This is a genomic window from Corynebacterium sp. (assembly GCF_022712275.1).
Lineage (GTDB): Bacteria > Actinomycetota > Actinomycetes > Mycobacteriales > Mycobacteriaceae > Corynebacterium.
The window spans coordinates 1-21,609 of record NZ_JALAGU010000045.1; the positions used below are offsets into that span (position 1 = coordinate 1).

At 63.3% G+C, this 21,609-nt stretch carries 18 protein-coding genes and 3 tRNA genes; 10 read left to right on the plus strand and 11 right to left on the minus strand.

The window, feature by feature from the left end; translation table 11 throughout:
- Positions 1-48: 48 nt before the first annotated feature.
- Entirely contained in the window at positions 49-252 is a 204-nt protein-coding gene (locus Q0A27_RS10280; protein ID WP_291475167.1) for a DNA-binding protein, read from the minus strand.
- Between the two features lie 120 nt (positions 253-372).
- On the opposite strand from Q0A27_RS10280, the gene Q0A27_RS10285 reads away from it, so the two are divergent.
- Both Q0A27_RS10285 and Q0A27_RS10290 read left to right on the plus strand, forming a co-directional pair.
- Positions 373-957: a helix-turn-helix transcriptional regulator gene (locus tag Q0A27_RS10285; protein WP_291475170.1), complete on the plus strand. Its 585-nt coding sequence runs from the start codon at positions 373-375 to the stop codon at positions 955-957.
- The gene (locus Q0A27_RS10290) at positions 950-2,074 is read left to right on the plus strand and encodes a site-specific integrase (RefSeq protein ID WP_291475172.1); all 1,125 of its coding nucleotides are present in this window, start codon (positions 950-952) and stop codon (positions 2,072-2,074) included. Before Q0A27_RS10285 ends, Q0A27_RS10290 begins: the two co-directional genes overlap by 8 nt.
- A gap of 24 nt (positions 2,075-2,098) precedes the next feature.
- On the opposite strand, the gene Q0A27_RS10295 is transcribed toward Q0A27_RS10290, so the two are convergent.
- Positions 2,099-2,174, minus strand: a tRNA-Val gene (locus tag Q0A27_RS10295).
- A gap of 36 nt (positions 2,175-2,210) precedes the next feature.
- Positions 2,211-2,639 (minus strand): DUF3052 domain-containing protein, encoded by a 429-nt coding sequence (locus Q0A27_RS10300; protein ID WP_291475258.1) that lies wholly within the window; start codon positions 2,637-2,639, stop codon positions 2,211-2,213.
- A 251-nt stretch (positions 2,640-2,890) separates the two neighbouring features.
- Between Q0A27_RS10300 and aceE the strand changes: the two genes are divergently transcribed.
- The 3 genes from aceE to Q0A27_RS10315 all read left to right on the plus strand — a co-directional run bounded on the left by aceE (position 2,891) and on the right by Q0A27_RS10315 (position 7,000).
- Positions 2,891-5,674 carry a pyruvate dehydrogenase (acetyl-transferring), homodimeric type gene (aceE, locus tag Q0A27_RS10305; RefSeq protein WP_291475175.1) on the plus strand — a complete coding sequence of 928 codons (2,784 nt, stop codon included), beginning with the start codon at positions 2,891-2,893 and terminating at the stop codon, positions 5,672-5,674.
- Positions 5,675-5,774: 100 nt separating this feature from the next.
- On the plus strand, positions 5,775-6,119 hold the full coding sequence (locus Q0A27_RS10310; protein ID WP_291475177.1) for an acyl carrier protein: 345 nt from the start codon (positions 5,775-5,777) through the stop codon (positions 6,117-6,119).
- Positions 6,116-7,000, plus strand: a complete 885-nt coding sequence (locus tag Q0A27_RS10315) for a serine hydrolase (RefSeq protein WP_291475180.1) — start codon at positions 6,116-6,118, stop codon at positions 6,998-7,000. Before Q0A27_RS10310 ends, Q0A27_RS10315 begins: the two co-directional genes overlap by 4 nt.
- Here Q0A27_RS10315 and Q0A27_RS10320 read toward each other — a convergent pair.
- On the minus strand, positions 6,997-8,265 hold the full coding sequence (locus tag Q0A27_RS10320) for an alpha-hydroxy acid oxidase (RefSeq protein ID WP_291475182.1): 1,269 nt from the start codon (positions 8,263-8,265) through the stop codon (positions 6,997-6,999). The genes Q0A27_RS10315 and Q0A27_RS10320 overlap by 4 nt on opposite strands.
- A 1,426-nt stretch (positions 8,266-9,691) precedes the next feature.
- Positions 9,692-9,763, minus strand: a tRNA-Asn gene (locus tag Q0A27_RS10325).
- Positions 9,764-9,961: 198 nt separating this feature from the next.
- On the opposite strand from Q0A27_RS10325, the gene Q0A27_RS10330 reads away from it, so the two are divergent.
- Positions 9,962-10,038: transfer RNA gene (locus Q0A27_RS10330), tRNA-Ile, on the plus strand.
- Between the two features lie 29 nt (positions 10,039-10,067).
- Here the strand turns inward: Q0A27_RS10330 and Q0A27_RS10335 are convergent.
- The 6 genes from Q0A27_RS10335 to Q0A27_RS10360 form a co-directional block, all read right to left on the minus strand.
- On the minus strand, positions 10,068-11,375 hold the full coding sequence (locus Q0A27_RS10335; protein WP_291475183.1) for a site-specific integrase: 1,308 nt from the start codon (positions 11,373-11,375) through the stop codon (positions 10,068-10,070).
- Between the two features lie 490 nt (positions 11,376-11,865).
- The gene (locus Q0A27_RS10340) at positions 11,866-12,984 is read right to left on the minus strand and encodes an FtsK/SpoIIIE domain-containing protein (RefSeq protein WP_291475185.1); all 1,119 of its coding nucleotides are present in this window, start codon (positions 12,982-12,984) and stop codon (positions 11,866-11,868) included.
- A 467-nt stretch (positions 12,985-13,451) separates the two neighbouring features.
- Complete coding sequence (locus Q0A27_RS10345; protein WP_291475187.1) at positions 13,452-14,183, minus strand: hypothetical protein; 732 nt, start codon at positions 14,181-14,183, stop codon at positions 13,452-13,454.
- A gap of 276 nt (positions 14,184-14,459) precedes the next feature.
- Complete coding sequence (locus Q0A27_RS10350; protein ID WP_291475189.1) at positions 14,460-14,888, minus strand: hypothetical protein; 429 nt, start codon at positions 14,886-14,888, stop codon at positions 14,460-14,462.
- A gap of 104 nt (positions 14,889-14,992) precedes the next feature.
- Positions 14,993-15,367, minus strand: coding sequence for a hypothetical protein (locus Q0A27_RS10355; protein ID WP_291475191.1), 375 nt, complete (start codon positions 15,365-15,367; stop codon positions 14,993-14,995).
- 434 nt (positions 15,368-15,801) lie between these two features.
- A complete protein-coding gene (locus Q0A27_RS10360) occupies positions 15,802-16,926 on the minus strand; it encodes a hypothetical protein (protein ID WP_291475193.1) in 1,125 nt (374 codons plus the stop codon).
- A 928-nt stretch (positions 16,927-17,854) separates the two neighbouring features.
- Here Q0A27_RS10360 and Q0A27_RS15055 point away from each other — a divergent pair.
- The 4 genes from Q0A27_RS15055 to Q0A27_RS10380 all read left to right on the plus strand — a co-directional run bounded on the left by Q0A27_RS15055 (position 17,855) and on the right by Q0A27_RS10380 (position 21,608).
- Positions 17,855-18,166, plus strand: coding sequence for a hypothetical protein (locus Q0A27_RS15055; RefSeq protein WP_367273319.1), 312 nt, complete (start codon positions 17,855-17,857; stop codon positions 18,164-18,166).
- A 60-nt stretch (positions 18,167-18,226) separates the two neighbouring features.
- On the plus strand, positions 18,227-18,442 hold the full coding sequence (locus tag Q0A27_RS10370) for a hypothetical protein (protein WP_291475200.1): 216 nt from the start codon (positions 18,227-18,229) through the stop codon (positions 18,440-18,442).
- A gap of 129 nt (positions 18,443-18,571) precedes the next feature.
- Positions 18,572-20,620: a neutral/alkaline non-lysosomal ceramidase N-terminal domain-containing protein gene (locus Q0A27_RS10375; protein WP_291475202.1), complete on the plus strand. Its 2,049-nt coding sequence runs from the start codon at positions 18,572-18,574 to the stop codon at positions 20,618-20,620.
- Positions 20,621-20,732: 112 nt separating this feature from the next.
- A complete protein-coding gene (locus Q0A27_RS10380; protein WP_291475204.1) occupies positions 20,733-21,608 on the plus strand; it encodes a hypothetical protein in 876 nt (291 codons plus the stop codon).
- The last annotated feature ends 1 nt before the right edge of the window (position 21,609 follow it).

Here is a 21,609-nt window from a genome sequence, read left to right on the forward strand (position 1 = left end):
GGCTTGGGGCGGGGCAGTAGAAGGTCTCGTCGAGCGGGAAACCCATCATCAGGCGACCTCCTGGGGGTGGTCGTCGGTACGAGTGCGGATCTGGGACTCCTCGTAAGCCGTGACGTCCTCGATGCGGTAGAAGACAGATTTGCCGATCTTCAGGTACTTCGGCCCGTCGCCGCGGAATCGCATGCTGGCGAGGGACTGGCGGGACTTTCCCCACCGCTCCCCCAACTGGTCGGGATTAAGCAGGTCCGACAAAGCTACCTCCTGGTGCTCTAATGACGCTTGCGCGGTCGTGTTTTCAAACCATGTGGTTTGATGACGGCGAGTTTAGATCACACCTCTTTGGTTGGCAAGTGACCCTGGTACGGTTCGGTTATGGCACCAGAGAGCAGCAAGACGAAGAACCAGGCCCCCTTACCCACCGCCCGGATGGTCGGTCAGAACATCGCCTTCTACCGCAAGAAGGCTGGACACACACTGCGAAGCCTCGCGGAAGACATGACCCGAAACGGCCACCCCATGTCCCACAGCGTCATCTCACAGATGGAAAAAGGGGCCCGGAGGATTGATGTCGACGAGCTGGTCGTACTCGCAACCTTCACCGACACATCGGCGGCAGCGCTCCTAACTCCTCGGATCTTCGACGAAGATGGCACCTTCCGTGACGTCGCACCGCAAGACATCATCGGCGACTCTTTCCACCCGAATGCGACTGCAATCGAGGTCATCGCACGGAACTTCCGACTCCCCCCGAACCTTCCGGAGTGGATCGAGGATGCCATCGGTACCCACTCCGGCCTCCGGTGGCGGTACCAGTATCGGGCTCTGCAGACGGTCGACAAGCTGAGGACCCCAATGGGCACGGAAGACATTGACATGTTGCTGACCATTGCAAACGGGCTAATCACCCGAGAGCAGCAGCAACACGAGACCGAGGACCCAGAAGACAACGATGGCTGAGCCGATCCCCTATGAGACGAAGGCCGGCACCCGCTTCAAGATCAAGTACCGGGACCCTGCCCGCGAGTCGAGGACAAAGGGAGGGTTCAAGACGAAGCGGGACGCCCGCGACTGGGAGGCGCACAACCGCGTCGCCATGGGCCGCGGCGAGTACCGGCCCGTCGACGCCGGCCGCGTCACCGTCAATGACGCCGGCAAGGCGTGGCTGAAGACGAAGCTGAACATCGCCCCGAAGACCCACCGCGCCTATGACCAAGCGCTGGCGAGGATCGAGAAGACCGGGAAGATCGGTAAGACCTACGTCCGGGACGTGACGAAGGCGACGGTCCGCGCCTGGGTCGCTTCGGCGATCGAGGAGTACGCGCCGAAGACCGTCACCAACGACCACGCGGTGCTCCACGCGGTTTTCGTCCGGGCAGTCGATGACGGGTGGATCGTGAAGAACCCCGCGGCCGGGGTGGATCTCCCCCGGGTGGAGGTCGAGGACATCACGCCGATGATGCCGAAGCAGCTGCAGGCGATGGCGGATGCAGCAGGGCACTACCGGCCGGCGGTCATGGCGATGGGTCTCGCGGGCCTCCGGTGGGGCGAGGTCGTCGGTCTCCAGGTCCGGGACGTCGTCAGTGAGAAGAAACACATCTACGTGTGTCGGCAGAAGCAGGAGACGGAGCGGGGATGGTACGACTCCCTGCCGAAGTATGGGAAGAAGCGGTTTGTCCCCCTCGCTGACGAGCTCGCGGACGAGCTGAGGGACTCTCTCGTCGGTAAGTCACCGGACGCCCTGGTCTTCACTACCCCGTCAGGCACTCTCCTGCGCTACAGGAACGCCCGAAGGGACTGGTTTGATACTGCGGCTACCTCGGCGGGTTTCGAGGGCTACACGCCCCACCAGATGCGGCACACGTTCGCTTCGCTGGCGATCCGGTCAGGGGCGAACCCGAAAACGCTGCAGCAGGCGATGGGGCATAGCAGCGCGAAGATGACGTTGGACACATACGGCGAGTGGTTCCCCGATGATGTGCAGTCGTTGGGTGTCGCCATGACCCGTCTACTCACGGAGGAATGGGGCACAGATGGGGCATCAAACGAGAAAGACCAGCCGCCACAGACTCAGTGAGGGCCTGTATTGGCTGGTCAATCCTGGTGCGCACTGACGGGTTCGAACCGCCGACCTGCTGGGTGTAAACCAGCTGCTCTTCCAGCTGAGCTAAGTGCGCGAACCGGTATTCCCCGGGAACCGGACCCCCGAGACTCTAGCGCTTCGCGCCGCGGGCCACCAGACAGGCCCCCTGCCAGGAGCCGAGACGGGTGGAGGTCGTCTGCACCAGGCCGGCGACCTGCGCGGACTCGGCGATCTCGCCGGGCTCGACCGTACCGTCGGTGCCGGCGGCGGGGGTCAGCAGCCAGATCCGCCCGGTGTCCCCCAGACTGCGGGTGGCGTCCACCAGGCCGTCGACCAGGTCGCCGTCCTCACTACGCCACCACAGCAGAACCACGTCGACCATCTCGTCGGTCTCTTCGTCAAGCAGCTGACCGCCGATGACGTCCTCGAGCGATTCACTGATTCCGCTGTCGGCGTCCTCGTCCCAACCGAGTTCCTGGATGATCTGACCTGCGGTGACATCCATGAGCTCAGCCCAGTCGTTGTCACTGCCCACCGTCGCCCCTGCGGCGTCTCCCACTGCTATGTCCCTGACCTTTCCTCGTTTCCCGGCGTCACCGGGGGTGTAATGCAACATGCTCTGGCACTGAATAGTAGGGGATCAGACGGTGCCGCACCAGAGCAGCACGAATACAGACCGCACCACCCCCGAGTTTTCTCCCCCGAACCGAACGTCCCCGGCGGGGTTAGTATCGGGAGGAGTGCATCCCCACGGCCACCACCGCTGTGCCCCGGGGACGCCCACAGATTCCGCAAACCAGGAGGAACGCCATGAGTCCCGCCCACGACAGCCACTTCGGCAATATCCGCGACGGTGTCGCGTCCTACCTCAAGGACGCCGACCCCGATGAGACCCAGGAGTGGATGGACTCCCTCGACGGTCTGCTCTCCGAGGCAGGCCCCGACCGCGCCCGCTACCTGATGCTGAGGATGCTGGAGCGGGCGTCTGCCCAGCGCGTGTCGCTGCCGCCGCTGCTGTCAACCGACTACGTCAACACCATCCCCACCTCGATGGAGCCGGAGTTCCCCGGTGATGAGGCGATGGAGAAGCGCTACCGGCGCTGGATGCGGTGGAACTCCGCGATCATGGTGCACCGCGCCCAGCGACCCGGCATCGGTGTCGGTGGCCACATCTCCACCTATGCCTCCGCCGCCGCGCTCTACGAGGTCGGCTTCAACCACTTCTTCCGCGGCAAGGACCACCCGGGCGGCGGCGACCACATCTTCTTCCAGGGCCACGCCTCCCCCGGCATGTACGCCCGCGCTTTCCTCGAGGGACGTCTCTCCGAGGAGGACATGGACGGCTTCCGCCAGGAGAAGTCCAACCCGGAGCACGGGATGCCCTCCTACCCGCACCCGCACGACATGCCGGAGTTCTGGGAGTTCCCGACCGTGTCGATGGGCCTGGGCCCGATGGACGCGATCTACCAGGCACGGTTCAACAAATACCTCAACGACCGGGGCATCAAGGACACCTCCGACCAGCATGTCTGGGCGTTCCTCGGCGACGGTGAGATGGATGAGCCGGAGGCCCGTGGCCTCATCCAGCAGGCTGCGGTGAACAACCTGGACAACCTGACCTTCGTGGTGAACTGCAACCTGCAGCGCCTCGACGGCCCGGTCCGCGGCAACACGAAGATCATCCAGGAGCTGGAGAGCTTCTTCCGCGGTGCCGGCTGGAACGTCATCAAGGTCGTCTGGGCCCGAGAGTGGGACCGACTGCTGGAGAAGGACCAGGACGGTCACCTGGTCAACGTCATGAACACCACCACTGACGGTGACTACCAGACCTTCAAGGGCAAGGACGGCGCCTACGTCCGCGAGTTCTTCTTCAACAAGGACCCCGAGACCGCCAAGCTCGTCGAGGACATGACCGACGAGGAGATCTTCGCCCTGCGCCGCGGCGGTCACGACTACCGCAAGATCTACGCCGCCTACCAGCGCGCCATGGAGACGAAGGATCAGCCGACCGTCATCCTGGCCCACACCATCAAGGGCTACGGCCTGGGCCACAACTTCGAGGGACGCAATGCGACCCACCAGATGAAGAAGCTGACCCTCGACGACCTCAAGCTTTTCCGCGACAAGCAGGAGATCCCGATCTCCGACGAGGAACTCGAGGCGAACCCGAAGCTCCCGCCGTACTACAACCCGGGTCCGGATTCCCCCGAGATCCAGTACATGCTGGAGCGCCGGAAGGCCCTCGGCGGATTCCTCCCTGAGCGCCGCACGACCTACACCCCGCTGACTGTCCCGGACGTCTCCGTGATGCAGCCGGTCCTCAAGGGTTCCGGTAAGCAGAAGGTCGCCACGACCATGGCCCTGGTGCGCACGCTCAAGGAGCTCATGGAGGACCCGGAGATCCAGAAGCGGCTCGTGCCGATCATCCCGGACGAGGCCCGTACCTTCGGCATGGACTCCTGGTTCCCGACGCTGAAGATCTACAACCCGCACGGCCAGAACTACACGCCGGTGGATGCCGACCTCATGCTCTCCTACAAGGAGGCCACGGACGGCCACATCATGCACGAGGGCATCAACGAGGCGGGTTCGGTCGCCGAGTTCATCGCCGCCGGCACCTCCTACGCCACCCACGGCGAGGTCATGATCCCGCTGTACATCTTCTACGCGATGTTCGGCTTCCAGCGCACGGGTGACTCGATCTGGGCCGCCGCCGACCAGATGGCCCGCGGTTTCCTCATCGGCGCGACCTCGGGTGCCACCACCCTGTCGGGTGAGGGTCTGCAGCACATGGACGGCCACTCTCCTGTGCTCTCCTCCACCAACCCCTCGGTGGTCTCCTGGGACCCGGCGTTCGGCTACGAGGTCGCCCACATCGTCCGCGACGGTATCCGCCGCATGTACGGCGAGGGGTCCGGCCCGGACGGCAAGGGTGAGAACGTCATCTACTACCTCACCGTCTACAACGAGCCGGTCGAGCAGCCTGCCGCACCGGCGGACCTCGATGTCGAGGGACTGCTCAAGGGCATCTACCTCTACTCCCCTGCCGACAAGCTGGTCGGTACCGGTGCGAACTCCACCGGAGACGCCGGCGACGCCCCCACGTCCGACCTGCAGGCCACGATCCTCGCCTCGGGTGTGGGGATGACCGAGGCGATCCGGGCGAAGACGATCCTGCGCGAGCAGTTCGACGTCAACGCCGCCCTGTACTCCGTGCCGGCGTGGGCCGAACTCGCCCGCGAGGGCCGCGACCTGGACCTCGACGAGCTGCGGCACCCGGACGGTGTGATCCCGAAGCCCTATGTCACCCAGGTCCTGGAGGACGCGAAGGGGCCGTTCATCGGTGTCACCGACTTCACCCGGTCAGTGCCGGAGATGATCCGCCCCTACGTCCCGGGTGAGTACACCACTCTGGGCTGCGACGGTTTCGGGTTCTCCGACACCCGTGCCGCCGCCCGCCGCTTCTTCAACTCGGACGCCGAGTCCGTGGTCGTCGCGGTGCTGTCCGCGCTGGCCCGTGACCACCAGCTCTCCTGGGAGACGGTGAAGAAGGCCGCGGAGGATTTCAACCTCAACGATCCGACGAAGGCCTGACCCCCGCCGTCGCCGTACGACGGTGTTGCTAGTATCGGCGGGTATGTTCCCCGCCGGTGGCGGGGCAGTTCCCCACCCCCGACAGGAAGGTCCGTGACCCGTGGAGATCTCGCGTGAGGCCCAGGAGAAACTCGCCAGGGCGCTCGGCGGTGGCAGTTCCGACGATCAGTCGGAGCGTGCCGCAGACGCCGTCGAGGACGTGACCACGCTGGGCCGGATCGCCCGGATCATCGAGGATGTCTCGGGGGTCGACAAGGAGGTCGTGACCGCGGAGTCCGATCTCACTGCGGATCTCGACCTGAGTTCGGTCTCGCTCATAGAGATCTCGGTGAAGATGGAGGACGCCCTGCGGGTGCGCATCGAGGATGAGGACATATGGTCCGCAAAGACCGTCAGTGACCTGGTCGACCTTGCCGAGAATCCGAAGGGCCCCTCCCCGGCATGACACAGCCGAGCGACGTCCTCGCGGAGACCGGCGACTGGCCGGTCGGGACCGTCGCCGCAGCGGTGCTGCGTTCCGGGGGCAGCGCAGTAGACCCTGTCGCGACGACCGGTGACCAGCACCATGTGTTCGATCTCGCCAGTGTGAGCAAGCTGATCAGTGCCTATGCGGTCCTGGTCGCTGTCTCGGAGGGCTGCTTCAGTCTCGAGGACATGGTCGGCGATGTCGCGGTCACCACCGGCCATGACGTCGACGGCCCGCAGGACGCCACAGTCCGCGAGCTGCTGTCCCACGCCTCCGGGGTGGGTTTCCATGGCCGTGACCGGGAAAAGGACGCCCGGACGCGGCGGATCTACTCCTCGGCCGGTTTCGAGATTCTCGCCGACCTGGTGACGGCGTCCGTCACGGAGGTCGGGATGGACTTCGCATCCTATGTCCGTGACGCGGTGTGTGAGCCGTTGGGGATCGCTGAGGCGGAGTTGGTCATCGAGGGTTCGGCGGGCCACGGGTTCCGTGGGTCGGTGGACGCCCTGTCGCGGTTGGCCTCGGAGTTCCTCTTTCCCACCCTGGTGCCGGAGGCACTGTGGGCGGAGGCCCTGACCAGTCAGTTCCCGGAATTGGACGGCGTGGTGCCGGGCTACGGCCGGCAGCGTCCGTGCCCCTGGGGGCTGGGATTCGAGCTGCACGGGCAGAAGTCACCCCACTGGTTGCCCGCGGAGATGCCGGCGGATGTCGCCGGGCACTTCGGCCAGGCCGGCACGTTTCTCTGGTTCCACCGGCCGTCCGGCACGGCGGCGGTGGTGCTCACCGACCGCGACTTCGGTGACTGGGCGAAGCAGCGGTGGGACGGGTTCAATGCCCGTCTGTGGGAGTCGCTGACCTAGACCCAGTATCCGGAGGCTGCCTGGCTGGTCGTCTGCGTGACGTGCTCGGGGGTGAGGTCGCCGATGCTGTTCACGCCGCACAGTCGCATAGTGCGTCGGGCCTGGTCTTCGAGGATGTCGAGCATGCGGGCCACGCCGCGCTGACCGCCGGCCATGAGGCCGTACATGTAGGCCCGGCCGACGAGGGTGAAGTCCGCGCCGAGGGCGACGGCGGCGATGATGTCGGCGCCGTCCATGATGCCGGTGTCCACGCCGATGGTGACGTCGTCGCCGAGGGCCTTGCGGACCTTGGGCAGCAGGTGGAGCGGGACGGGGGCGCGGTCGAGCTGGCGTCCGCCGTGATTGGACAGGATAATGCCGTCTGCGCCGTGGTCGAGGACGCGACGGGAGTCGTCGACGGTCTGCAGACCCTTGGCGATGAGGTTGCCGGGCCACATGTCGCGGATCCAGTCGATGTCCTCGAAGGTGAGGGAGGGGTCGAACATGCGGTTCACGAGTTCGGCGACGGTTCCTGAGCTGCGGGACAGCGACGCAAAGGACAGCTGTTCGGTCGTGAGGAAGTTGAACCACCAGGCGGGACGGTAGGAGGCGTCGAGGACGGTCTTCCAGGTGAGCTGGGGTGGGATGGAGAAGCCGTTGCGGGTGTCCCGGAGTCGTGCACCGGCAATGGCGGTGTCCACGGTGACGATGAGGTTCCGGTAGCCGGCGGCCCAGGCGCGCTGTACCAGGTCCTTGGAAGCCTCGCGGTCCTTCCAGAGGTAGAGTTGGAACCAGTTGTCGCCGTCGGGGGTGTGGGTGGCGACATCTTCGAGGGATGCTGTGCCCATGGTCGACAGGCAGAAGGGGATACCCTTGTCCGCGGCAGCGGCCGAGCCGGCGTACTCGCCCTCGGTCTGCATCATACGGGTGAAGCCGGTGGGTGCCAGGCCCACAGGCATGGTGATCTTCTTCCCGAACACCTCGGTGGAGAGGTCGGCGGCGGTGACGTCGCGCAGGACACCGGGATTGAATTCGAGGTCCCGGTAGGCCATGCGGGCCCGGTGGAGGGAGATCTCGTTCTCTGCGGCACCGTCGACGTAGTCGAAGGGGGCTTTCGGGGTGCGACGCTTGGCGATCTGGCGGAGTTCCCAGACGCTGGTGGCTTTGGAGATCTTCCGTCCGGTGATGTCGAGAGTGGGCTTCTCGAACTGCATGAGTTCCATGAGGTCCTTGACCGGTGGGAACCTGCGCTTGAGTGCGGACGGGGTGGGGCGTTGGGACGCCATGAGCTGACTCCTGCGTGACGGGTGTGTGTTGACGCGTTCCACGCTACGCCGGTGGTCAGGCCACAAGAGTCACGAGGGTCAGACATGGAAACACCCCCTTCTGCCGCTGCAGAAGGGGGTCGATCTCGCGCTGGTCAGCGAGAGCTGTGGGGCTCTGCAGACTAGAGAATGGAGCCGAGAGCAGTCAGGAAGACCGTGCTGATGGTGTTGGCAACGACGGAGATGATGGTAATGAGAGCGGAAAGCATGTTGTACTCCTCATGAGTGAGTGTGGGTGAAAGTCGTGCATAAGACCGGAAATGGTCTTCGAAGCTGCTCGGTGTGGCTCTGGAAATGAATACAGGTCAGGACTTTCCGACCCCACAAGTCCCGAACAGCCGATCTTTCGCGCCCGGGACCAGCGGAAATAACGTAATACCAGTCAGCAAACATCCCGTAAGTAGTGTCACAATATGGCAGCACTCCAGCGTTTCCGCATTCTACCTGCATTCACCATTCATTAATTCCCGGGCCGTGATTACAGCGTGTTTGACACTACCGGAATAGCCACTACAGTAAAGATGGTTTTCTGACACCCCATACACGGGGGCAACTTCACCCGCCCCGGATCACCCCACGCCAATAGCACTTCTGAAGCTGATCCGGGCCGCCAACTGCAACTTCGTAGCGACCACGACATTTACTGTCGCCGGCAGCAGACATAGAAGAATCCCCCACCGCCGAAGCGGAAGGGGACTGCCATCGAGAGAGGCTCAACCTCTCCCCCCGAGGCTCTTAACCCAGGGAACCGACGACGGTCTCGAAGACCGAAACGATGGCGGCGGCGACGGTGGAAAGGATTTCCTGAAGGGCGGTAAGCATGTTGAGCTCCTCTTGATTCGTGGTATTAAGTCGTGCACAGGACCGCTTTTCGGACCCGCAAACGAAACTACCGGTTACTAATCCCCTTGTCCAGAATCCCGCAGTGCCCCAGCATGAGATAATTATCCCAACTGCATTATATGTTCACAACAGTCTTGCGATAGTTACCCTACACTAACCATCCACTTACAAACCACATGCTCTGCGACCTGCGTATTTGTAAATAGGTGAAACTATCACTGTTGTGGAATTATCTGTTTCTCCCAGTCGCAGATCTGATACTTTCAAGTACCTCACTACCCCCGATCATGGGGAGGCAAATCCGCTGCAAGACACCTGTCGGGCTTCCCGTCCCGGCCGCCATGAGACACCGAAAGCCAGTCGCCCGTCGTCCCCGAAAGGATCCGCGAGTCACAGAGACTCATATAGGCCCCATGCACCTCACCCGTCACTGGGGTTCTATGGCCGGACGGTCGTCCCCCTCACCAGTACAGAGTCCGTCCGACAATGCCCCACGCACGACAAAACCCCGTCGCCTGAAGTGCAGGTGACGGGGATCAATATGCTCCCCCTACTGGACTCGAACCAGTAACCCTTCGATTAACAGTCGAATGCTCTGCCATTGAGCTAAGGGGGAAGGCGTTTTGCGGGGCCCGGCTTGGCCCGTTCAACGAGAATGTACTCTACACAGACCCCTCGTAGCCCCACAAGTCAGCACGTCACAGCACATTTCCAGCCACGTCCACCATCGCCGCGTCCTTCCCGCACCGTCCCCGCGCCCACCTTGTCCCACCACAGTGCCCCCCCGCCCGGACAGCCCGCTACACTGTGCCGCGGGGCTATAGCTCAGTCGGTTAGAGCCGCGGACTCATAATCCGTTGGTCCCGGGTTCGAGCCCCGGTGGCCCCACCAAACTTGCCATACCTGATCAGCATCGGTTTTCAGTTGGAATCTTGCTGGTGTTCTGCGGTCAACTTGCTACTTCCGCCCGAGTCCTCGGGTAGTGGTAGGGAAGCAGGGCCCCGCAGCGCCGCATCCGCGGCCAATGCATTCAAGGATACCGCCACCTGTTCCCTCTCGGCAGGAAGAGCGTCCACGTAGTGCCTCAGCGTGGTCGTCGGGGTACTGTGCCCCAGGTTGGCGGACAGTGCCGCAATGGACACACCGGACGCGACAGACAGGGAAGCGTAGGAGTCCCGGAGTTGGTGCGGGGTGACCGGCGGGATGATGCCTGCCCGCTTGCAGGCCGGGGTGAGCACTCTGTTGCGGAAGTTCTGGTTGCTCAGTCCGGTACCGGTCGAGGTCACGAATACCTTGCGCTGACCGTGCTTGCCGACTGCCGGCCATTCGGTGACCGGTGATCCGCTCTCGAACCGAGTGGACCAGAGGTCCAGGAGCCGTTGACGCACGAACGCAGGGACGGGGACCAGACGATGCTGGTGGGTCTTCGTCGGCCCTAGTTCCACCGAGGTCTGCTCCCCCAGGCGGAACGCCTTGTCGATCCTGACAACGAACCCGTCCTTGCCGAAGTCGGACCAGACCACTGCGGTGGCCTCACCCCAGCGCAAACCCAAGTACGCGAGAACGAGGACCAGTGCCTCGTCCTGGGCGGTTCCCACCTCCGAGACCAGCGAGGCGATCTGCTGAGGAGTCAAAACCCTGGGCTTGCCCGGCCTCACACCGTGAACAATGATGTTCTCGACAGGGTTCACCGCGAGCGCATGGTCATTGACCGCGACATTCAGGACACTGCGCAGAACACCGAGAGCCAACCGAGCGGTACTCGGTGAGCGTCTGGTCGACAGATCGTTGACCCACCCCTGAACCTTGGACCGAACGATCATCCGGACCGGGAGGTTCCCGAACTCGGGTAGGACATGAGTCCGCAGCAGAGAGTCCTCACGCTTCGACGTGGACGGTGCTACATCACCCCGCAAGTCGGTGAAGCGGTCAGCCCACCACGCGACCGTCTTCTTCGACCCCGCAAGATCAAGAAGACCCTCTCCACGTTCCAATCGGCGCTTCTGGTCCCGCTCGAACTCCTGTGCATCCTTGTACCGATGGAAGGTCTGCGACAGTGCCGGCTTCCCGCCGACCCAGATGATGACACGCCACGACACCTTGCTGGTCAGTTCCGACACGCGCTTCTCGATACTCACCGAATCACCAGGTCTGATCTGCATAACGGGTTCGAGAAGGGCGTGGCGAATGCTTCGACGTAGCCTCATCCAGCCTGTGCTCAGGAGCAACCTGCTCCTCCACCCAGCGAACGATGTCCTCCATGCGCCAGCGCAGGCGTGCCCTCGTCCCCGTCGAGAGCTTCACCGGACGGGGCGCATCGTCGAACTGTCGATCGGTATCGAACATGCGCCTCACTGTCTCAGGACTGCACCCCATGTACTCCGCCACTGTGCTGGTCGACACCAACGGGCCACTGACATTCATCCGATCACTCATCATCCATCAGTCCTCTCCTTGCCCCCGAAGGGGCTGCCGCCCGGACTTCGTCCGGTTGCCTTCAAATACATCGATCCCTAGCCCTGTCACTCTGTGCGCCACTGACGGCCAGCCGGGAGGTACAGACCCTGCCCCATCGGGTGAAAACACCTTGGAGGGGAGAGCCGGGACTCCTCCCACTCACGTCCGCCTCCCACTACGCTCCCGGCGGCCGCTCGCAGTCGTCGCCCCGGCGGCACCCTCGCAAGCTCGGGAGCCGAGCGGCACACCAGTCAACCGGGGTTACAAACCAGGTCCACCCTCAAACTCCCCAGGCACGTCCTCATCTGCACCGACCTCCGGGAGAGACTGCTTCCTCGTGCCATGAGCTGCCAAATACGCCTCCAGCGATCGCTCCGGGAAGTACAACGTCCTAGCCTGAACCAGTTGGCCTGAGTCCGAACCGATCACGCAGCCGCCGATCCGGTCCGCCGGGATCATCGTCGGCGACGCGGCATCCTCCGGCACCGCCCCCAGGATCATCGTTTGCATCTCCGGCGTAGTCACCCTGAAGCAGACTCGACGGCCACACAAGTCTCGAATTCCCGTATTGATTGTCGAAGCATCTGGCTTCTGCGTGGACAACATCACGTGCATGCCAGCGGAGCGCCCGCGCTTGACCAGGTCACGGATCAGCGCTTCGATACGCTCCATCTTCTCCTTCTCCGCCTTCGGACGCCCCGTCTTCTCTGTCCAGGTCTGGACCTCGTCGATAACGATCAGTTCGACAGGACGTTGCGGGGTGATCGGCGAGTTCCAGAAGTTCGACTCACCGGTCAGCGCCTTGTTCGTCTTGATCCGCTCACGCATGACCGCCTGCTTCGACTCCAACAGGCTGATCATCCCGTCGAAGTCCTCGTCATCAGCCCAGTAACAGTCCAGGTAGTCCCGCACACTGTCGAAGTCTGCGCCGGCCTTCCCGTCTGCGACGGTGACCCTCACACGGTTATCGACCAGCAGTGGTGCCAGGAACTCAGTGATGAACGCGGTTTTACCCCCACCGGGGAGACCGCCAACAAGCGTTCCCGATGTCCCTGACAAAGACAGGAACTGCGCCTTGCCACACTCGTCATAAAAGGCAGCAACGGACATCCTCTCCCAGTCCACCTCCGGAGGAACAGTGATCGTCCGAGGCTCATCCAGAGCGGTCTTGCGGACCTTCGGGAAGAAGTCCACCTCCCAGGCAGAATTCGTGATGCGGCGCAGTTCAAAGTCCGCTGCGCCCACGATGGGCAGACCCGCCAGGATCTTCGCCTCCACCGCCTCCTCCGTCGCACCGGCCACTGGAACATCAAAGAACCAGATACCAGTCACCTCGTCGACATAGGAGTCGTAAATGGTCTCGTCGGTCGGACCGATCATCTTGAACGCCCGGAGAAGGTCGTTCCCTTCGGCGACGGTACGTCTACGGCGTAGCGTCAACCACAGTCGACGAGCATCCCCCACCACCGGGGAAACACGAAGGAATGCACGGTACAGGGCACTCGATCGAGATCGCTGGCGATCAATGACGAGAACCACAGGCCACGCCAGGACGGTGAGCACCGCGAGAGCCAGGACCGGAGACCCGAGAAGGGTGATCGCTACGATCCACAGCAACGTCACCCACGCATTCCGGAGGACGAACCAGGACGCCCGCGCACCGTTGTACAGAACCCAGGGGACAGAACCGGGCCGGAACGGGGACGGGAGACGCCCGTCCTCCCGCATCTGACGGTGCGACTGTCTATCGACCTCAGATACCCACGCGTCATACTCGGATGGCCGATCCACTGAGGACGAGCCCCCGAGCTGCCTATACCGGTCGTAGGGGTTACCGGTGGCGGACATCAGGCAGCCTGCCCAAGGGGACGAATGCCGGTGCGAACCATGTACTCACGTGCGCATCGCTTCAGCGCTTCCCGGCCCGAGTACTGCTCATCACGGATCGCACGGGCAAGGTCTCCGTAGGGGCCCGCCGCTTCCAGCGCCAGGACGAAGGTCTGGGCGTCCAGACGAATCTCCTGCCCTTTGACGCTCAGCCGTCGATCATCGCGCTCAAAATTGAGTGTCGTCCAGCCCGCCATCAGACGCTCCGCAGTGCGACGCGAGGAGGACGTGGGGTTCTCGATTGCCTCTTCGAGAGCCAAGCCGAGCATGACATCCCCGGTGTCGCCCTCACCCAGGTCCGTGGAACCGAACCGGACCACGACAGGACGGCCAGACCGGTCCCTCACGACGACCAGGAACTGGAATGCCGCGTCTTCCCCCAACAGCCACTCCCGCCGAGCCGCCCCCTGGGTGATGTCACCGGCAGCCTCGTTGATCGACATGATTTCTTCCCTGAGATACTCGCCCTGCCAGGCGTACAGAGCAGACCACCCCGAGTACTCCCCGTCAATGCAGGGACAGACCAGCTCAGCGCGGTGAGGAACGCTGACAAACGCGCCGTTTTTGGACATGGCGAGGTACTCATCGAGGCTCATTCGGCACACTTCATCAGACGAATCCGCCCTCTCGATGTAGAAGTGACTCGCAACGTCGTCACTCACAGAATAGCGATTCCTGATATCAGAACTCATTTTCTTTATTCTCCTTCTTCACTGTAGAAATACTGGTAGACACGGTCATAGTCGGCCGACTCTGCCGAGAACCGTAGGTACACCGGCAGTGGTCGACCTTCCTCATAGCCGAGGATTCGGCGAGCCTCCCGTCGTACGACGACGACAACTCGGTCGTAACTGGACGCAGCTGCACGAATTCCCATACCAGGAACAACAGCAACGTAGTGCTCAGAGTCAGGAATGAACGCAGCATCCGCGACAACGCCCCAGCAGGTCGTGCGTCGGTCGATCGCATCACGCACGGCAATAGGCGTGTCCAGCCAAGCCGTCGTGGGGACTTCCTGGATCGATGATCCGAATCTGAGGTGCGCCATTAAGCGGCCTCCACACCGTCGATCTCGAACCACAGTCCGGACCGGACCCGATTGCCGGACTGCATGCCCCAGGAGTGGACAACTGCCCGGTCGCCGACAAACCGAACCATCTCACCTGCGGTGAAGCTCGGCTCTTGCACCCCCAGACCTTGACGTCAAGCTGCTCAAGGGTGGTCGACCCTGGGCGCTGAACCATCAGGGTGATCGTCCATCGACCCTCACCGGCGTCGTTGTTCTGCTGGTAGAATTTCCCGTCATCGCCGCGCTTCATGGTGGGCGCGACTCCTGCGGTGCTCATGGTCCAGTCATCGGTAGATGCAATAACCGAAGTGATCTTCTCGATTGCCATTTCATTCTCCTTCTTTTGTGATTTGTGTGTAAGTGCGATCTTGGCAGCGCGGGCAACCACGCTGCCCTAAGTAATATTTCCGTTAGATTCTGTTTTCTCCTCGGCTACGCCCCGCCGGTCAGTCCGTAGATGATCTCGCGCTCCCGATCACCCGATTCGCTGAATCGCTGTCCGAAAAGGTCACCGATACGGCTCATCAGCTCCTCCTCTGCGGCCTCCATGCTGGGCGCGGTGAAGCGCAGCTCGGGAACACTGTCGAATGTGCCAGGCTCATAGCCGGAATAATCCTCGTCGCCCGCCTGGCAAGTTACCGAGCCACCCTCGTGGATGACACCGCAAATCTGCATGATGATCACCATGGAGAGTCTCGCGTCCTCGGGATAGAGGGTCACTGAGTGGGCAGAGGTGAGGGTGGGAAAAACGTCCATCTGCAAAGTGTCGCTCAGTCCCGCTCGAGGACTCTTGAAAAGCTCTTTCATACTCTCTCTCCTACATACATGAACGATGAACGGGTCAGTTTCAGGTGCTTTATCATTTCCAGTATCATTACCCTGATGACATCACCGTAGCATGAGAAGAGAGCGATTCAAGCGGCTCACTCGGCCACCCTGACCTGCGCAAAGTTGACATAAAAAGGCGTTCTCTGTAGAGCTGTCATTATCAGATGATCCGCAATCTGCACTTTCGCATACACCGATCAGACCCCCGTGTAGGTAAATGTGCTGGTGGGTCAGCATTTCTCTTTCCCACCTCTCGCCAACGCAAATATTGACACTATTTCTGACTTTCTGTAGAGTTCCAACTAACCGACAAGGCACAGATCGATGCCTTTCGCCACATAATGTGATTAATATCACACTTGTGAGGTTGCGTTTCGACCCTCTTGGCGTCCGTCCGTCACGCCCGTGCCCCCTCAGAAGAGCGTCAGCGGCGCTTCGTGCTTTCGCGTCTGAGAGCGTCGCGCCTCGGTACCCCGAAGCAGTTTTCTGCGCAGTCCTTCACGCCACATCCGCTCCCGCTCCATCCGAGACCACACACGACCAGCCGAGGTGACCTCACGGTCTTCCAGCCTCTCCTCGACCTCCGTATCCGACACCATCACGACGGTGTGCTCGATACCCAACCGGCTCAGAACCTCATGGCTGACCCGCATTGCTTCGTTGGGGGTAGAGGCCTTCGCGAGTGCCTCTACCACTTCCAGGCGCACCTCGACGTTGCTCTGCACCTTCCTCCACTGCTCAGGAGCCACTTCAGCCACGGTCCAGGACTCCACCTGGTCCTCACCAGCCTCCACGAGTTCTTCATCGGTCAGGTCCGCAATGCCGAGCGTGTCTTTCGCGCCCTGGGACCAGGTCATCTGACGTCGACCGCGCGACCCCTTCTCCCACTCATGCCAGAGCGCCACGTCCTCCTTTGCGGGGGTCTGACCTGCATGCCGAGCCTCCCCGATGTCCACGAGAATCTGGAACGGGGTTCGACTAGACCTCCTTCGACCAATCTTGCCGAGACCACCGGACATCTCCGCACCGAGGCTCTCCGCTGTAACCCCCTTTGCCACGTAGGAGGCGATATTCTCCGCGTCCTGGGTTGTCGCAGCCTGGCGAAGATCGACCCCATGCTTGTCTGAGGGGGCAGCCAGCCCTTTACGCTCAGCAGCCGCTGACCAGCGACCGAAGAGCCTCTGGCGGAGCTGCACAAGTTCGAGGCCTCCGAGCCGACGAGTAGTCAGTAGTAGAGCGTGGATATGGACGTGCCACCCGTGTATACCGTGCGTAACCTCGACAGACCGCACCCAGTGCTCAATGCCGAAGTTGACCTTGTCCCCCTGGGACCGGGCACCACCACGCCACGCCGCCGTACCCGTTACACCACGCCAGCAGTACGAGAGGGCATCCCACAGAGTCTTGAGTGCCTGCCCCTTCCGATGCCGGAGTGTGAGTGTCAGGAAAATAACGCTGTGACCGGGCGTTTTCGTCCAGTTCTGGATCGCCGTCGTCGTCTCCGCTGTGCGTAGTCCCTGGATGCTCGCCGCTGACACCGGAGAGCCCCACACCGAGTGACTGTCCTGAAGAGACGCCCAGCGGGCCGACCCCTCACCACGCCACTGCACAATCGCGTTCGCAGCACCCGGAGCACGCCAACGGTGACAGCCGGCAAGCGTCTTATTCTTGGTGACCGACCACATTGCCTCCTGAGCTAGCCACAGACCTCGGCGGTACTCACCGTCGGTGACCTGCTGCTGCTCTTCTATTTCAGTGGTACCAAGGCGGCGCTTCGCGCCGCGTCCGGTTGTCGCCGGGGACCCGGAGGACTCTCGGGTAGAGCGGTGTCCTGTCGGACCGCTAGAGTGGGGGCGTGCGGGCATCGGCCGCATATCGCATCTCGTTTCAGTTCGAGATGCTGCTCGGGTGGTCTGTGGTAGGTCCGCCCTGGAGCCAAGTGGCCCCGATTACGCCTAGTTCGCGTAGTCGGGGCACTTTTACGTCCTACTGGACGTGCCCCAGGAGACTCAGAATGGACTCATAATCCGTTGGTCGCGGGTTCGAGCCCCGCTGGCCCCACCAGCCGAGGGGGCGTCCTCCGCCACAGTGCGGAGGACGCCCCCCTCTTCGCGTCCCGACCCGGTGAAGGCCACCCCCCACAATCCCATGCACATTTCTTCCCGAAACACCACAACTGAACCCGGCCTCACCGTAGACCCCCGGGAAACAACGGATAGACGTTGCTCACTACAGCAGGGAGACCAGCACGCAAGTCGGCATCTCCGCACAGTTGTCACCACTCGGACTCGCCGTGATCATGGTGGGCATCGGCCTCAGCCCTCACATCCACGCAGTTCAGAGGCAGCGTCAGCTCGACCGCCACCGTCACCTGGGGAATCGCCGGTCAGGTGGTGGTCGTCCCTCTGATCGCCCTGGCACCCGCCCCTCATCCTCAATCTCTCGCCCGTCCTCGCGGTCGGACTCATGCTCTTGGCCGCGGCCCCCGGTGGAGTCACCACCAACCTCTTCACCTATCTGGCCAAGAGCAACGTCCCGCTGTCGATCGTGCTCACCGTCATCGCCCCGATCCTCGTGATGGCCACCATGCCCCTGTGGGTATGGATCACCGTGCGACTCTTCGAGGACACACCGGGGACGTCGGCGTCATCACCGTTTCGCCGGGTGGGGCCATCGGCACGGTCATCAAGGCGAAGGCGCCGGACGTCGCCGCCCGGCTCGAGAAGATCATCGCCGTCATCGGTGTCGTCGTGCTGGTGGGCGTGTTCACCTTCCTGATCATCGACCTCGGCGACAAACTCGGACCGCTGCTGAAGGTCATCGCTGAAGGACATCGGATTGGCCGTCCTCATCTTCAACGCTCTGGTCATGACCACCGGATGGATCGTCGGCGCACTGCTGAAGCGGCCCGTGGAGGACAAGATCGCCCTGTCCGTGATCAGCTCCACGGAGATCGCCGCCCCGGCCAGACTCTTCAGCGTCACGATGTACATCTTCGGAGTCGGCCTGGTCATCTGGCGTCATCTGGCGTCATCTGGCGTCGGCGCACACTGAAGAACACAACCCCGCCGGTGACCCGGGACCTGGATGACCCGGACGACACAGCTCCGGCGGTTGCCCGGCCTGACCAGGCATCTCGCAGTTTCTCCTGCGGAACTTCGAACCCGGGTTTAATCTCTTTTCATGCCTGAAAACGTCTCGCGTCGAAGCGTCCTCGCCGGCATGGCCTTGGCCGGTGGCACCGTCCTGTGGAGTTCCCGCTTCCCGGGCTTCTCCCCCACCGCTGCCGCCGAATCTCCCGGGAGTTCAGGCGATGCAGGGATCGATGTCGGCCTTGGTATCGCAGACACCACCGGTGAGCCCCTGGGCGCCGGTATGGACGGCTACGCGGTCGCCGAACAGACCACCGCAGGCATCCGCCAACGGCTGTTCTCCCGGGCCGTCATCTACGTCGACGGGTCCACCGGGGACCGGGTCTGCATGGTCACCGTCGATACGCCGCTGATGTTCCAGTCTGTCTTCCTCGAGGTCGTCCGGCGCCTGCAGCAGACCTACGGTGACACCTACCGGGCGGACAATGTCGTCCTGCAGGCCACCCACACCCACGTCGGTCCGGGCGGACGCTCCGGGCACGCCATGGTCGACCTGGTCTCCATGGGCTTCCGTCCGGTGACTTTCGAGGCCCAGGTCACCGGCATCGTCCGCTCGATCATCCGCGCTCACGACACCGTCGGCCCGGCCGAGCTCACGCTCACCAGCACCGAGCTGGACGAGGTCGGCGCGAACCGCTCGCACCTCGCCTTCGAGCGCAATCCGCAGGAGGACAAGGACGCCAACCCCGGCGGTATCGACCGCACCTCCGTGACCCTCCACATCACGCGCAACGGTTCCGCGGTCGGGCTGGTGAACTGGTACTCCGTCCACGGCACCGCGTTCGGCCCTGAGATCCACCATATCTCCGGCGACAACAAGGGCTACGCCGCCTGGTCGGTGGAGACCGATGCCGGGGTGGACCACCGCAGCCTCGATAACGCCCCGTTCATCGCCGTCTTCGCCCAGGGCACGCCCGGCGATATCACCCCGAACATGGGCCTGGTCCCCCACTCCGGTCCCGGTGGCGCCGACGAGAAGGCCAGCGCACGGATCCTCGGCGAACGTCAGGCGTCCGCCACGACGTCCACCGGCGGCACCCGCGTGGAGGGCTCCGGAGTCGCCGGACGGGCGCAGTGGGTCGACATGGACCGCGTCCAGGTCGACGGGAAGTGGACGCCGGACGGTAAGCCCGGCGCGACGGGCCCGGCGGTCCTGGGGTCCGCCTTCGCCGCGTCGAGCCAGGAGGACGGCGGCGGCCTGGATTTCGACATCGGGTTCAACGAGGGCGAGCGCGGCGGGTCGCCGTGGGTGCACCAGCTCAACCAGATCGCGCCGATCCCCGAGGACGTCCGCAAGGTCCACGAACCCAAGGACATGCTCCTGCCGATGGGCTACGTCGACGGGATGATCCAGCAGCGCCACATCTTCAGCGTGTGGCGCATCGGTGGACTGGTCGTGGTCTCCCTGGGCTTCGAGCCGACAATCACCGCAGGACGCCGCATCCGGCAGACCGTGGGGTCCGCGATGGGTGTGCCGGAGAACGGCGTGGTCGTGCAGGGCTACAGCTGCGGGTACGGCCACTACATGACTACCCCGGAGGAGTACCTGCAGCAGGACTACGAGGGTGGTGCGACCGCCTTCGGCCGCTACACCCTGCCCGCGGCACTGCAGACCGTCGACCGGCTGGCCCGGGCCCTGTCCTCTGACGAGAAAGTCGATACCGGGCAGCCGGCCGGGGATCTCACCGGCGTCATCCCGGACTCCCCCGCAGCGCTGGCGCCGCCGGACATCGAGTGGCCGGGACGACGCTTCGGCGACGTACTTTCCGGTGGGGGTGACGTGTCGCGAGGTGAGACAGCATCCGTGGTCTTCGCCGGAGCGAACCCGAACAACAATGTCCGCCTGGAGGACGGCTACCTTCTGGTCACCAAGGCCGACGGGACAGTCGTGGCCGACGACTCGTCCTGGTCGACCCTGCTCACTTTCGCCCGCGATGTCAGCGGGGTGCGCACCACGGTCGACTGGGACACCTCAGGGGCCGAGCCCGGCGACTATCTGGTCAAGCTTCGCGGGGACGCCAGAGGCGTCACCGGTCAGGTGACACCTTTCGAAGGCACTGCCGCGGTGCGGGTGGTGTAGCGGTCGAACGTCCGTTCACCCCTGGAACCACCCCTGTCCTGCCCGCGCACTAGATTCTTCTCCGGTTGACCCCCGATGGCGAGGTCGACACCCACACGACTGAGGAGAACCTATGACATCCCGCCTGTCCGCGCTCATCGGCGCGGTGATCCTGACCGGCGCACTTGCCGCCGGCTGTACCTCCGACGATTCCGGCGACGTTGGAGAATCCACCACGTCCACCACCGAATCGATTCCCGGCATGGGCACTCCGGTCAAGGGCGACGGCGCCACCGTGACTGTCAACGCGGCCTACGAGACGGACACCATCCGGCAGTACACGGACGGTTCCTGGACCACCGGGCAGGAGCGTCCGTCTGAGGAAGTGACAGCCAGGGACAAAGGCAAGTTCGTCGTCGTCGAGACCACCGTCACCAATGACACGAACCGCGACATGGACCTGACCTGCCGCAGTACCGGTGGATATGTGGATGCGGTACTCCAGACCGACCGCGAAGCCCTCTACCAGCCCATAAAGAGTCTCTACGAGATCCCGGGAAACCCCGCATGCAACGCTGACCTCGGATCCGGGTTCGACAGTGAGATGACCTGGATCTTCGAGATCCCGGAAGACCGTGAGGCGCTCTCCTTCAACTTCCTCTCGAACACCTCTGACGGGGAAGACACCGCCTTCATCCGCCTCGACAAGCTCGGCGAGAAGCCCTCCACGACCGCCAAGGAACCGGAGCCCACTGATGCGCCGGATGCAGCCGCCGTCGAGCCGGAGGCCGACGCCTACACCCCGGAGGCCCAGCCGACGCCGGAGGTCGAGCAGTATGACCCGGACCCCGTGATCGGCTTCACCGGTGCCCCGAGCGTGGATTCCCCGCACGTGCTCGACAAGGAGATCTCCAGCTGTGGCGACCCGTCGATCCATGAAACGGGCACCACGTTCTTCACCGACGGCACCTCAGGTTGGACCTCCACCTGCGCCGCGCAGATGGGTTAGG